The 12,700-nt window shown below is 50.2% G+C and carries 11 protein-coding genes and 3 riboswitches; of the genes, 1 reads left to right on the forward strand and 10 read right to left on the reverse strand.

Annotated features, from left to right (window positions below; genetic code table 11):
- Positions 1-11: 11 nt before the first annotated feature.
- From AB4Z29_RS01290 to AB4Z29_RS01305, 4 genes are all read right to left on the reverse strand, one after another.
- The gene (locus AB4Z29_RS01290; RefSeq protein WP_441941355.1) at positions 12-974 is read right to left on the reverse strand and encodes an aldolase catalytic domain-containing protein; all 963 of its coding nucleotides are present in this window, start codon (positions 972-974) and stop codon (positions 12-14) included.
- A 93-nt stretch (positions 975-1,067) separates the two neighbouring features.
- On the reverse strand, positions 1,068-2,150 hold the full coding sequence (locus tag AB4Z29_RS01295) for a hypothetical protein (protein ID WP_441941356.1): 1,083 nt from the start codon (positions 2,148-2,150) through the stop codon (positions 1,068-1,070).
- A gap of 130 nt (positions 2,151-2,280) precedes the next feature.
- Positions 2,281-3,027 (reverse strand): GTP cyclohydrolase II, encoded by a 747-nt coding sequence (locus tag AB4Z29_RS01300; protein ID WP_441941357.1) that lies wholly within the window; start codon positions 3,025-3,027, stop codon positions 2,281-2,283.
- A 31-nt stretch (positions 3,028-3,058) separates the two neighbouring features.
- Complete coding sequence (locus AB4Z29_RS01305) at positions 3,059-3,823, reverse strand: DODA-type extradiol aromatic ring-opening family dioxygenase (RefSeq protein WP_441941358.1); 765 nt, start codon at positions 3,821-3,823, stop codon at positions 3,059-3,061.
- Positions 3,824-3,971: 148 nt separating this feature from the next.
- On the opposite strand from AB4Z29_RS01305, the gene AB4Z29_RS01310 reads away from it, so the two are divergent.
- On the forward strand, positions 3,972-4,292 hold the full coding sequence (locus AB4Z29_RS01310; protein ID WP_441941359.1) for a winged helix-turn-helix transcriptional regulator: 321 nt from the start codon (positions 3,972-3,974) through the stop codon (positions 4,290-4,292).
- Positions 4,293-4,354: 62 nt separating this feature from the next.
- Here the strand turns inward: AB4Z29_RS01310 and AB4Z29_RS01315 are convergent, their stop codons facing one another.
- From AB4Z29_RS01315 to AB4Z29_RS01340, 6 genes are all read right to left on the reverse strand, one after another.
- Positions 4,355-6,631, reverse strand: coding sequence for a histidine kinase (locus AB4Z29_RS01315; protein WP_441941360.1), 2,277 nt, complete (start codon positions 6,629-6,631; stop codon positions 4,355-4,357).
- Between the two features lie 4 nt (positions 6,632-6,635).
- Positions 6,636-7,247 (reverse strand): potassium-transporting ATPase subunit KdpC, encoded by a 612-nt coding sequence (gene kdpC, locus AB4Z29_RS01320; protein ID WP_441941361.1) that lies wholly within the window; start codon positions 7,245-7,247, stop codon positions 6,636-6,638.
- A gap of 31 nt (positions 7,248-7,278) precedes the next feature.
- Positions 7,279-9,312: a potassium-transporting ATPase subunit KdpB gene (gene kdpB / locus AB4Z29_RS01325; protein WP_441941362.1), complete on the reverse strand. Its 2,034-nt coding sequence runs from the start codon at positions 9,310-9,312 to the stop codon at positions 7,279-7,281.
- Positions 9,313-9,330: 18 nt separating this feature from the next.
- Positions 9,331-11,010 (reverse strand): potassium-transporting ATPase subunit KdpA, encoded by a 1,680-nt coding sequence (kdpA, locus tag AB4Z29_RS01330; RefSeq protein WP_441941363.1) that lies wholly within the window; start codon positions 11,008-11,010, stop codon positions 9,331-9,333.
- Positions 11,011-11,029: 19 nt separating this feature from the next.
- Positions 11,030-11,107 carry a K(+)-transporting ATPase subunit F gene (gene kdpF / locus AB4Z29_RS01335; protein ID WP_441941578.1) on the reverse strand — a complete coding sequence of 26 codons (78 nt, stop codon included), beginning with the start codon at positions 11,105-11,107 and terminating at the stop codon, positions 11,030-11,032.
- 123 nt (positions 11,108-11,230) lie between these two features.
- Positions 11,231-11,629 carry a hypothetical protein gene (locus tag AB4Z29_RS01340; RefSeq protein ID WP_441941364.1) on the reverse strand — a complete coding sequence of 133 codons (399 nt, stop codon included), beginning with the start codon at positions 11,627-11,629 and terminating at the stop codon, positions 11,231-11,233.
- 119 nt (positions 11,630-11,748) lie between these two features.
- A riboswitch (cyclic di-AMP (ydaO/yuaA leader) is annotated at positions 11,749-11,914 on the reverse strand.
- A 24-nt stretch (positions 11,915-11,938) separates the two neighbouring features.
- A riboswitch (cyclic di-AMP (ydaO/yuaA leader) is annotated at positions 11,939-12,138 on the reverse strand.
- A 395-nt stretch (positions 12,139-12,533) separates the two neighbouring features.
- Positions 12,534-12,697: riboswitch (cyclic di-AMP (ydaO/yuaA leader) on the forward strand.
- Positions 12,698-12,700: the final 3 nt, after the last annotated feature.

The following is a 12,700-nucleotide window of genomic DNA, read 5'->3' on the forward strand; positions in this document are numbered from 1 at the left end:
CTTTTCAATATTTATTTGCCGTGAGCGATCTCAGGCGTAGTAAGGCGGTCGTAGAACTCCACGCCTTTGTCTTTGTCAGCAGAACCACGCAGCGCCATAGCGGAGCGAGGGTGCTCATCCAGAATACCTGTGATCATGTAAGGAATGATGTAGCCCCACTCTTCTTTCTCGCGAAGCGGCACCATGTACTTCTCGATCATATCCAGAACTGGACGGATATTGTATTTCGTATTTTGAAGCTCGGCTACCAGCAGCTCCGTGTTGCAGTTGCCTGCAGCGCGGCCCATGCCGTAGACGGAAGCGTCCAGTAGCTCAACGCCCTTCTCCGCAGCAAGCAGCGTATTCGCGAATGCAAGCTGGAGATTGTTATGCGCATGAACGCCCAAGCGTTTGTTCGGCAGGTGCTGACGGAACTTCTCAACCAGATAGCTCATATCGTTCGGCTTCAGGCTGCCGTAAGAATCTACAACGTAAACCACATCAACCACGCTATCGTTAATAAGCTCGAAAGCTTCGATCAGTTGATTCTCCATGACGTTAGAGAGTGCCATAATGTTAAGCGTCGTTTCATAACCGCGGTCATGGAACACTTTAACAAGCTCAAGCGCTTTGTCTACATCTTGGATGTAGCAGGCTACGCGGATCAAGTCGAGCAGGCTCTCGCTGCGCGGCAAAATGTCATTCTCATCGACACGACCGATATCAACAAGCGCGGAAAGCTTTGTATTCCCTTTGTTCGGGATCACTTTTTTCAGAAAATCATCGTTCAGGAACCGCCAAGGGCCTGCGCTTTCAGCGCCTTTCAATAGCTTCGGCGAGTTTTTATAGCCGATTTCCATATAATCGACGCCGGCTTCGTTCAAGCTTTGGTACAAATGCTGAACGAACTCGACACTGAAATCCCAGTTATTCACGAGACCGCCATCGCGGATCGTGCAGTCAACAATTTTACAATGGCTTGTTTTTGATTGCATGCGTTGTTACTCCTTTAATTTGAACATGAGTTCATTTTTTCTCATCATACTTGAAAAGGAACCGGAACGCAAAATAATTTTGTCGTTTTCTGGCTATTTTAGAAGCATTTCCGCATGTTGCGGCAAGTCTTTGCGGAAGTTTTTCACATCCGCTATTTCGGCTGCTTCCCCGTTTTTTTCCTCCATGACTAGATCGCCATGCTTCGCTAGAATTTCTACAAATGATTTCGTCAATCGGGCTGTAACCGACTCTGGCGCTGATGCTATTGTCGCTTGGTAGCTGTTCTTTACTTCCTCCAGCAGCCGATACGACTGTGCATCATGAACAGCTGAATTAGGCAAACCGTTCACATACATCATCATGTACCCGTTCACATATTTGTTCTGTACCTCTTCGCGTTCGGGCGAATCCTTATGTTCCAGGATAAATGCTTCGGCAAGCAGAGCTCGTGACGCAAGCTCATCCCACGTAATATGGAGCCCGCCATCCTTGGCTGTCGCTTCATCCGATTCCAAGGCCATTAGCTCGACGTAGTCACGAAGCTGATCCGACAGCAGCTGTCCAATTCCACTCCAATGCCTGTAATCAACGACTGGATAAATGGAGCCTTCTACCGATTCCAGCTTATATCCGCCGGCATATGCTTGCTGGACCAGCACCTTAACCTCTTCGTCTGGTATAGCTTCGACGCTCGCATTGGTTATCGGCCATGTCACCGCTGTCAGCACCTCTTGCACATCCGGCTCAAAAAAAGCATCCTGTGCTTCAGTTAGATGTGCATCATAATAATCAAAAAGGCCGCGAAGCATCGCATCCGCTGTTGTCTGTTCCGCTTTCTTCATATTATCGCCCATATAGGCAACAAGCTCGGAGGCATCCGCAGCCTCCTTGAGCTGAAGCTTAAACGCTGTCAGCAGCGCTTGCTGATCAACCTGTTTTTGCTGTTCTTGCTGCTCTTGCTGCTCTTGGTGTTCTTGCTGCTCTTGCTGCTCTTGCTGTTCTTGCTGTTCTTGCTGTTCGTTGCGGGTTTCATCCGTTACCTGTATATCCGGCTTGACGTTACTCGATGAAGGGGACAAGCTGCATCCAGTCAAAGACAACAGAGCAACAACGACCGCCCCAGCAAACCAAGCATTGCTTTTCCTGTATCTATTATGACCATACCTTTGCAACATTCATCCATCCTCTCCTTGCTTACGATTTATCGATCAATATGTAATAGACGTTTCAGCGCCTCCAAATGTTCTCACAAAAAAAAAACCGCACAATGGAGCCAGCGGCTGCCACAGTACGGTTATTTTATCATTATTTCACCAAAGTCTGAGGCTCTTGGCCGAAGTGGCCTGATCTGCTCATTTTGGTATGCAGGTATTTCTCATTATAGACGGAAGAGTTGCCCCATAACGGAACCCTTCCCGCAACGTTCAAGCCTGATTTGCGCAGTGCTTCCACTTTTCGAGGATTGTTCGTAATGATCGATACCGGCAAAGCGCGAAGCAGCTTCAGCACGGCAATGGCATCGCTGTAATCGCGGGCATCATCTGCGAAGCCAAGCTCCGTATTCGCGTCAACCGTATCGAGCCCGTCCTCCTGCAGCAGGTAGGCAATCGCTTTGCTGAACAAGCCGATTCCGCGGCCCTCATGGTTAGCCAGGTAAAACAACGCCCCAGTGCCATGCTCGGTAATAATCCGCATGGATTGCTTCAATTGAAAGCCGCAGTCGCATCTTGCGCTTCCGAATATATCACCGGTGTGGCAAATGCTGTGCATCCGAATCAATGCATCCTCGCTATGATCAAAATCTCCGTATACGAGAACGCTTGATTGCTGCAGATCCGCATAGGAGAAGCGATTCAAATCCTCTACCAGCTGCTCGGGAGACATTTCCTCGCCTGCTTCCTTGCGAAGCCAGCTGTACCAATGGAACATCTTGGTTTCACCATCAAGCTCAACGGGAAGCTTGACCGGTCCAATAACGTAGATATCTTCGTTGCCGGACTGCGTTCGTTTTAGTTTATCTTTAATGATTGCTGCAATATTGGGTTTTATCATATTCGTTCACCTTTTCTTGATAGATATGGAATTAAAATTGCATAGATAAGTAGCTCAATGTTCCGAATTCATAGCTTCTATAAATGACTTTCGGCGTTTCGCAGGGGCTGCCGCTTCCAAGTGCAATATATAAAGGAACAAAATGCTCAGCGCGAGGTACAGCCATTTTAGCATGAGGAGCCTTCTCTTCATACTGAAATAGAGAATTTGTATCATGATTATTCATATTTTCTATTAACCAATCGTCGAATTCGACGGCCCAGCTCTCCGGCTCCTGTTGGCCCCACTTCACTGCCCGTAAATTATGAACGGTTACGCCGCTGCCAATCAGCAATATATTTTGCGTGCTCAGGCTCCTCAGCGCTTCTCCGATTCGGTACTGTTCAGCCGCCGTACGATCAGGGTTGACCGATACTTGCACGACCGGAACATCCGCCTTCGGAAACATATGCTTCAGCATCGTCCAAGATCCGTGGTCAAGTCCTCTTGACGTATCATATGCAACTGGAATATGTTGTTCGCTCAGCAAACGACCAACAAGTTCTGCCACTTTCGTAGAGCCCTTGGCTGGGTATTTGACCTGATACGGTTCATCGGGAAAACCATAGAAATCATAAATCGTTTCATACTCATCATCCTTGGAAGAAATGGTTACAGCCTCGGTCTCCCAATGAGCCGTAAAAATAACAATCGCGTCCGGTTTCAGGCTGGCTCCAATCTGCTGGAGAAACTGGCTATATGCATTCTGCTCGACTGCGAGCATCGGTGATCCATGGGCTAAAAACAATGGCTTCACGGTATGGCCTCCTTGCATTCCACTTACTATTTGTAACTAATTATAATTTCATAACTAAGGATAGTCAAGTAATTAACATTATTCAGGTGTGCTTGTATAAATAAGATATCGAGGTTATACTAAAGAGAAGATAAAAGAGGTGATACTCATGGAACAATCTACCCTTTGCCCTCGATTTCAGAGGGGAATGGACATTGTCAGCAAACGTTGGACCGGCCTAATTATATTCCAGCTGCTGTCCGGCCCTCAGCGATTCTGCGCCGTTCAATCTGCGCTTCCGATCAGCGGCAGGCTGTTGTCAGAGCGGTTCAAGGATCTCGAAAACGAAGGTATTGTCGATAGGCATGTTTATCCCGATATACCCGTTCGCATAGAATATTCACTTACGGAGAAGGGCCGTGCCCTTGAGCCGATCATCCGTGAAATTCAAATATGGTCCCAGGATTGGATCGAAATAACTGAAGCTTGATAAGAAGCAAAAGGAATATCACGAAAGCGGGTCTTATTACTCCGCTTCGCGATATTCCTTTTTTAATGGTGACTGACTGCCATGCGTCTAGCTACGATGAGAAGATCCAAATGACGGGCGCCCTGAAGCAGCTTAGGAACAATATAGCCGGAGCATCTTGCCTGCCATCCCAACCCTCTGGGCTGCCCGACAATAAGCTGCGTAGCGTGTGCCCGTTTCGCTGCTGTAAGCAGCGTTCCTGCAATATGCCTGCGGCTCTCGGCATGTGAAAGCTCGAATATACCGCCAAGCCGTTCCGTCAAATGCTTGAGCTTGTTTATCGAATCGGCATCTCCAGACTGGCCGATCTGTGCATGATGCACATGCCACTGCGCCTTAAGGCGATTCGCGATACGGAATCCGCGACGGATCAACCGTTCCGCATCCTCTTGCAGTTCTATGCCAACGAAAATAACTTCTTTCCTGCGCAGCGGCCCCCTTAGGCTTTGATTCCGGTCCCATGATTCCAGCCGTTCGTCCACATCATCGGCAAGCTCGCGCAGGGCGAGTTCCCGCAATGCAATTAAATTGCCGGTCGTAAAAAAAGCAGCGAGCGCTTGCTCTACTTTATTCCGGTCATATATTTTCCCGTCCCTCATGCGCTGCTGCAGCATTTGCGGTGTCACATCAATCAGCTCCACCTGATTAGCGGAGCGAATGATCGCATCAGGCACAGTTTCTCTAACGCGAATTCCCGTAATTTGTTCAATCGCGTCATTTAGGCTTTCAATATGCTGCACATTCATGGTTGAGATAACGGATATGCCGCTATCCATCAAATGCATGACATCCTCATACCGCTTTTTCCTTACGCTCCCAGGCATATTCGTATGCGCCAGCTCATCCACAAGCACAACATCCGGGTTTCGGCGAATGATCGCCTCTACATCCATCTCTTCAAGCTTCGTTCCGAGATACGAAATCACTTGGCGAGGGATAACGGGAAGCCCGCCAATCTGCCTCCACGTCTCCTCGCGGCCATGCGTTTCGACTAAACCGATCACAACGTCAACGCCTTTCTGCAGCAGCAGATTTGCCTCGGCCAGCATTCGGTATGTTTTTCCGACACCGGGTGCAGCACCGATAAACAAATGGAAATGTCCCCTGCGAATGGACTTTGCTTGCTGCTCCCTCTGATCCGGACTGACTCTGCGAAACAACCCTTTGGCAGCATCGCGCCTGTGCTTGACCGGCAATATGCGTTCCCCTTCATGCTCCGCACGGTCGGCCATAAGAAACAAATCGACCTGCTTGAGCCTACACAGCAAGCCAAGCGCAACGGAGCCTTGCTTCAGCTGCTGCCATTTGCTCTGCTTTGAATGACCCATGACGATGCGGGTTGCATGCTGCTCCTCCGCATACGATGCTAACTCTGCAGACAACCGGCGCCGATTATGAAGCGGAAGCTCCTCGAATGAGCCGCCTACTTTAATCGCCAGCTTTTTAATAGAAGCTTTAAACGCCTGTTCGTCCTTGGTCAGCTTTCGGTGCGGATGCATGAACGACACAACAACGACATCGCCGCCCAGCCTTCTAGCAATCTGCTCTCCTCTTCTTACATATAAAGAACCGTTCCAATGGTATTGCGCGGTCACCAATATTCGCTCCGATGCTCCGGAAGGACCGGAGAGCCCAAGCTCCTCGCGATGCTTCTCCAGCGATCCGTTCACGCCTTCCGCAACGAGGCGAAGCGCCAGCTCGCGCAGCACCGCCAAATTCCCGCGCTGCGCGATTGCAGGCTTCGGCCTGCCTTTCAGCCTGTCTTCCTCAAAACGCTGCAGCATCGTTTCCGGCGATACATCGATTAAACGAACCTCATCCGCCAGCTCAAGGGTATTCGCTGGAACGGTAGCCAGCGGACGGACGCCAGTCCATCTGAACGCTTCCTCATCGATGCCTTCCAGCTCATAGACATTAATCGTCGTCACCACGCTTATGCCGCGTCCGATCAGARACAGGACTTCCTCCAGCCTCGTTCGGAATTCAGAACCCTCCTCGTTCAGATGAGCCAATCCATCAATTAGTACCGCTTCCGGATTGCGCGCAGCGAGTGTCTCCACATTCAGAGCTGCCTGCTCAAAGGGAGCTGCAAGCGCAATCGTATCTTCGCTCTGAGGCATTGGCAGCGCGCACAGCACGACGTCAATTCCCTCCTGCTTCAGCTGCAATCCTTCTCGAAGCATATGGTAGGTTTTCCCCGAGCCGCTTACGGAGCCGACGAGTATTTTGAGCCGTCCCTGATGCAGCTTGGCAATGGACAGCAGCAGCTCCTCCGGTGTTTTCTTCCTAAAGGAAGCCATCTTGCTATACTCCCAAAAGTACGGCTAAAGCGAGATTCAGCTTCAGCACATTGACCCGCTCATCGCCAAACACGCCTAGGTCCCTGCCCTCCGTATGCTTCTCAACAAGCTGCTTCAGCACGTCGGCCGGCTCGCCTGTCAGCTTGCTGATTCTGGCGATTTGCACCCGTGCTGACTGCGGCGTAATATGCGGATCGAGCCCAGAGCCCGAGTTCGTAATGAGTGCAATCGGAAGCTCTGAAACCGGGACGTCCGGGTTCTGCTGCTTCCATGCTTCAATGGACGCGGCAGTACGCTCGATTAAAGCTGGATTCGAAGGCCCGAAGTTGTTCGAGCCCGAACCCGCAGCGTTATATTCGATGCTCGATACGCGGCCTTGAAACCATTTCGGGTCCTTAAAGCTTTGTCCGATCAGCTCTGAACCAACCACCTGTCCCGTTTGGTCTTTTATTAAGCTTCCCGCTGCTTGGCCCGGAAAGAGCAGCTGCGCTGCTCCCGTGCTTACTAGCGGATAAATAATCCCGCATATTACCATAAACAACACGCTGATGCGTAAAGGAACCGTGATGGCCGATAGCCTAGAGGGCCGTGGATCTTCATTTTTATAATCGTTCATTTCGTCATGCCTTCTCTCTCATAAGATAGAATTAAATCCACAAATGGACGGCAAAATCAATGAGCTTAATGCCGACAAACGGAACGACCACGCCGCCAAGGCCATATATGAATACATTTCGGCTTAGCAGCTTCGAGCCGCTCATCGGTTTGTACGCTACGCCTTTTATGGCAAGCGGTATGAGAAGCGGAATAATAATCGCGTTAAATATTAGCGCCGACAAAATCGCGGAGAGCGGTGAGCCCAGATTCATAATATTAAGCACGCCCATCTCGGGAATGGCGAGCATGAACATCGCCGGTATGATGGCAAAATATTTGGCGATGTCGTTCGCGATACTGAAAGTAGTGAGCGCACCCCTTGTCATCAGCAGCTGCTTGCCAATGGCGACCACTTCGATAATTTTGGAAGGGTCGGAATCGAGATCGACCATATTGGCCGCCTCCTTCGCAGCGATCGTTCCGCTATTCATGGCAAGGCCCACATCGGCTTGGGCGAGTGCAGGCGCATCGTTCGTACCGTCCCCCGTCATCGCTACCATTTTCCCTTCTGCTTGCTCGCGGCGGATGACCGCGATTTTATCCTCGGGCTTCGCTTCTGCGATGAAATCATCTACCCCTGCTTCGCGGGCGATTGTAGCAGCCGTCAACGGGTTATCTCCCGTGCACATGATCGTTTTGATCCCCATCTCGCGGAGCTGGTCGAATCGCTCCTTCATGCCTGGCTTTACCGTATCCTTCAAATAGATAACGCCGAACAACTGGTTATCGACAGCTACGGCAAGCGGAGTACCGCCTAAAGTAGCGATCGTATTCGAGATTTGCTCCAAATCGGCAGGGATGTCGCCGCCTTGCGCGGCAACCCATTTCTTTACCGCATCTACTGCGCCTTTCCTAACGCGTCTGCCATCAGCTAGATCCATGCCGCTCATTCGAGTCTCCGCCTTGAACTCGACGAATTCTCCGCCTGCCGCAAGCGCTGAATCATAGCTCATTCCCTGCTTCTTTGCCCATTCCAGCACGGAGCGCCCTTCAGGCGTTTCGTCCATAAGCGAGCTGATGGCTGCCCACTCCGACAAGGTCTCGATGCTGCACCCGATTACCGGCACAAGATTGCTGGCCATCCGGTTGCCGAAGGTAATCGTTCCTGTTTTATCAAGAATCATCGTATTAATGTCGCCTGCCGCTTCAACCGCCTTGCCTGACATCGCCAGTACGTTGAACTGTGTGACTCTATCCATGCCGGCGATGCCAATCGCGGACAATAATCCGCCGATCGTCGTCGGAATCAAACAAACAAGCAGCGCAATCAGAATCGGAATTTCCAGCTCGATGCCGAGGTAGCTCGCGATAGGCGCAAGCGTGACGACAACAATCAGGAAGATGATCGTCAAGCTGATCAATAATGTGCTCAGCGCGATTTCGTTCGGTGTTTTCTGGCGTTTGGCGCCTTCAACCAATGCAATCATTCGGTCAATGAAAGATTGTCCCGGCTCGCTTGTCATGCGTACTTTAATTTGGTCGCTGACTACACGTGTCCCGCCGGTTACCGAGCTGAAATCACCGCCTGCCTCTTTAATGACAGGAGCAGATTCGCCAGTGATCGCGGACTCGTCTACGGAAGCAAGCCCGGCAATGACCTCTCCGTCACCCGGTATCATTTCGCCTTGCGACACAATGACGATGTCTCCCTTGCGGAGCTCCGTTGACGATACGACTGTAACGGCTTCGCCAACCAGCTTATTCGCACTCATGTCCTGCTTCGATTTTTTGAGCGAGCTTGCTTGCGCCTTGCCTCTGCCCTCCGCGATTGCCTCCGCAAAGTTAGCGAACAGCAGCGTAAATAACAGAATGAAAAACACGGCGATATTGAAGCCCATTGTATCCTGCGATTGAAATAACCGAGGAAATACGATCATTAGCAGTACGATAAGCGTCCCTGCTTCAACGACAAACATAACCGGATTTTTGATCATGACAGCTGGATTCAGCTTAATAAAGCTCTCGCGGATTGCCTGCTTGAGCGCTCCGGCAGACAACGCGGAATTCGTCTTGTTTCGATTCATTATCGTTCACCTCATCCGTTAGCGGAGTGTTAGAAATTCTGCGATTGGACCAAGCACAATGACCGGCAGGAAGGTCAGAGCACCGATTAAAAGCACGGTTCCGATTAACAAGGCCGCGAACAGTTTATTGTCCGTTCGGAAGGTTCCGATCGTCTCGGGAACGGTCTGTTTGCGCATGAGCGAGCCTGCTACAGCGAGCATCGCAATCATCGAAATATAGCGGCCAAACAGCATCACGAGGCCGGTGCTTATGTTCCAGAACGGCGTATTGTCGCCTAATCCCTCGAATCCGGAGCCATTGTTAGCCGCGGAGGAGGTGAATTCATACAGCACCTGGCTTATCCCGTGAAAGCCTGGATTCGTAATCGCGCCATGCCCGAGATCCGTCATGAACGCAATTGCGGTTGGCACTAATATAATGAACGGATGCGCGAGAATGGCTACAGCGATGAGCTTCATTTCCCGCGGCTCTATTTTGCGGCCCAAAAACTCAGGCGTTCGTCCTACCATCAAGCCGCATATGAATACGGCAAGAATGGCATACATAAGCATGTTGATCAACCCGACGCCTTTGCCGCCGAATACGACGTTCAGCATCATTTCACCAAGCGGCACCAATCCTCCGAGCGGAGTCAGCGTGTCATGCATATTATTGACCGTGCCCGTCGTGGCTGCGGTCGTAACGGCCGTGAACAAGGCTGACTGGGCAATGCCGAATCTGACTTCCTTGCCTTCCATGCTTCCTTGAGATGCATCGATGCCAAGCGCGCTCATCGCCGGATTTCCTGTTTTCTCAGACGTATAAGCAACGCTCAGGAAGACGAGGAACAGACACATCATTGCGCTGAATACGACCCAGCCCTGCTTTTTGTTTTTGGCAAAAAGACCGAACGTATAAGGCAATGCTGCAGGCAGCGCCCACATCGACAAGATTTGAATCACATTCGTAAGCGGGTTTGGATTCTCGAATGGATGGGCGGAATTGACACCGAAAAAACCGCCGCCGTTCGTCCCAAGATGCTTTATTGATTCGAGCGACGCAACGGGGCCAATCGCAATTTGCTGCATGGCGCCTTCCAGCGTTTTGACGGTCAACGTCGGATCAAGCGTCTGCGGCACCTGCAGCGCAACGAGAACGAGCGTAACGATGAAAGAAAGAGGGAGAAAAATTCTCGTGTGCGCTTTGACGAAATCCTCGAAGAAGTTTCCGAGCGTCTTCCCTTTGCTCGTTATCCCGCGGACGAATGCAATCGCAACCGAGAAGCCCGTTGCAGCTGACGTGAACATCATCATCATGATGACCGCCATTTGAGAGAAGTAGGACAAGGCACTCTCGCCGCTGTAATGCTGCAGATTCGTATTCGTAATAAAGCTGATTACCGTATTGAACGTAAGCGTCGGCTCCATGCTTCCCATACCGTTCGGGTTAAAGGGCAGCGCATTTTGCAGCCGCAATATTACATAACTGAACGCGACCAATATCAGATTAGTAGCCATAAAGCTAAGCGCATATTTTTTCCAGCCCATGCCCTCACGCTTATGAACACCGATTAATGTAAAGATAAGCCGCTCGGTGCCGCCGAATACCCGGTCCAGTCGGTTCTGCTCATTGGAGAACACATGATAGACATAAGTGCCAAGCGGCTTAACCAGAAGCACGAGCACCGCAAGCACGACAAGCATTTGTACAATATCCATCGGATTAAATCCTCCTCTATTAAAACTTCTCCGGATGTATTAAGGCATAGACCAGGTACACGAAAATAAATAAAGCCATTATCGCCACGACTATCATTCGCGCTCGCCTCCCGATTGCCGAGTAACGCCATCGCACCAAGCAGCAAAGCCGTAAAATAAACCAAAAGCAACGAGTAATGTAACAACCATAAATACGTCCTGCATGGAAACGCCTCCTGCGCTATTTATTGTTTAATAAGAAGCTTACTTCTCCCGTTTGAGAGAAAACGATATGGCTGGCTCCAAGTCCCTTGTAGATAGCTCTAGGATTCCATTGCTGCGTGATGACATAAATAGGCTCCGAGGTCCAGCTGCGGCAGCATTGCACAAAGCGACAGCTGAGTGCGAAACTGCTCTCAAAGATGAATACTTCCCTGACCCGAAATGCAGGATGAACCCAGCTATTACGATCATTGGAATTGATGAATATCACGTCCGCAATGCCCTGCTTGCGGATCCTATTTGCCTCCTGCTTGCTGTTCGTCAGCACGACGAACTTCAGCCGGCGGAACTGCAACGCTCTTATAAAGGATTGGCTGGCTTCATTAAAGCCTGCCACAATAATTTGCTCTTCCTCCACACGCTCTATCCTCCATTTGGTAAAAAAGGCAACAAAAAAGAAGCCTTGGGATAAGAGGTACACATCCCGCGGCTTCTTGATACCCACAGCTGAATAAGCTGCGGGCAGCGCGCTTCTGTTGCCTCTCTCGAGTTCGCTTACGAGGTTAGCTGTCGGATTCGGGCCTTGAGAGTTGCCCTACGCTTGTATAGCCAAGCGATTCACCCCATGAACGGCAGTACTTGCAAGCAAGCCGTTCGTTGGTTCCCCCGTTCCTGCTTCCGCAGGACTCAGCGTTGTTCATACTTGTAATGCTTTAGACTTCAATCATTCCTCTCTCGAGCGACGCTTACGAGGTTAGCTGCCGGATTCGGGCGGTGAGAGTCGCCCTACCTTAACCGGTATCCATGGCACCGGTTAAAGATTCACCCCAGCTGTGCGCTCATCCGACTCTCACATCGGACACGCACACAGCGTCATCATTGGTTCCCCCGTTTTCCGTCTACACGGAAACTCAGCGATCAGTCAATCAAAGCTAAATAGTAAATCCTGTATCGAATCTTACTCCTCGCCCTAATAGCTGTAAAGCATGCCTGCTGGCTAATTTAGTCAATATCCGACTTCTACAAGCGTTCGCAACGCTTACATTCTTCACAAACTCTGAATACCTCACTAAATCAACGTTTTACTCGCATTTTCGAAAATAATTCTTGATGCTAGCATTCAGCTTATCCGACTGAATAAACAGACTTTTCTAACCTTGAGATCGATCAAGCATCATCGAGCATTTCTAAGAAAAAGATCGATTACCAAGCTTTTTTAATGACTTTTATGGAAAATCGGCTTCTGGCTGTCCGATGCTTGGCAACTCGCATTTTACAATCACTTGATTCGAGATTAGTATAGACGGCAAGCCTAACAAGGCTTACGACTATCGCTGAATTTTCAAATGAAAAGCGGGGGAACCACAGCGGACAGCATCTTGGGATGCGGTACGAACGGGGTGAATCTGAAGCCATCAAGCTCCAGTAGGGCAGCTCTCTAGCCCGAATCCGACAGCTAACCTCGTAAGCGAATTTGAGGAGAGATCCA

Origin of the sequence: Paenibacillus sp. 2TAB23 (assembly GCF_052115165.1) — a bacterium.
Taxonomy (GTDB): domain Bacteria; phylum Bacillota; class Bacilli; order Paenibacillales; family Paenibacillaceae; genus Pristimantibacillus.

What these genes read in the sequence shown, in the direction of transcription:
- AB4Z29_RS01290 (WP_441941355.1), bottom strand. Translation starts at nt 974, where the DNA reads ATGCAATCAAAAACAAGCCATTGTAAAATTGTTGACTGCACGATCCGC.
- AB4Z29_RS01295 (WP_441941356.1), bottom strand. Translation starts at nt 2,150, where the DNA reads ATGTTGCAAAGGTATGGTCATAATAGATACAGGAAAAGCAATGCTTGG.
- AB4Z29_RS01300 (WP_441941357.1), bottom strand. Translation starts at nt 3,027, where the DNA reads ATGATAAAACCCAATATTGCAGCAATCATTAAAGATAAACTAAAACGA.
- AB4Z29_RS01310 (WP_441941359.1), top strand. Translation starts at nt 3,972, where the DNA reads ATGGAACAATCTACCCTTTGCCCTCGATTTCAGAGGGGAATGGACATT.
- kdpC (WP_441941361.1), bottom strand. Translation starts at nt 7,247, where the DNA reads ATGAACGATTATAAAAATGAAGATCCACGGCCCTCTAGGCTATCGGCC.
- kdpB (WP_441941362.1), bottom strand. Translation starts at nt 9,312, where the DNA reads ATGAATCGAAACAAGACGAATTCCGCGTTGTCTGCCGGAGCGCTCAAG.
- kdpA (WP_441941363.1), bottom strand. Translation starts at nt 11,010, where the DNA reads ATGGATATTGTACAAATGCTTGTCGTGCTTGCGGTGCTCGTGCTTCTG.
- kdpF (WP_441941578.1), bottom strand. Translation starts at nt 11,107, where the DNA reads ATGATAGTCGTGGCGATAATGGCTTTATTTATTTTCGTGTACCTGGTC.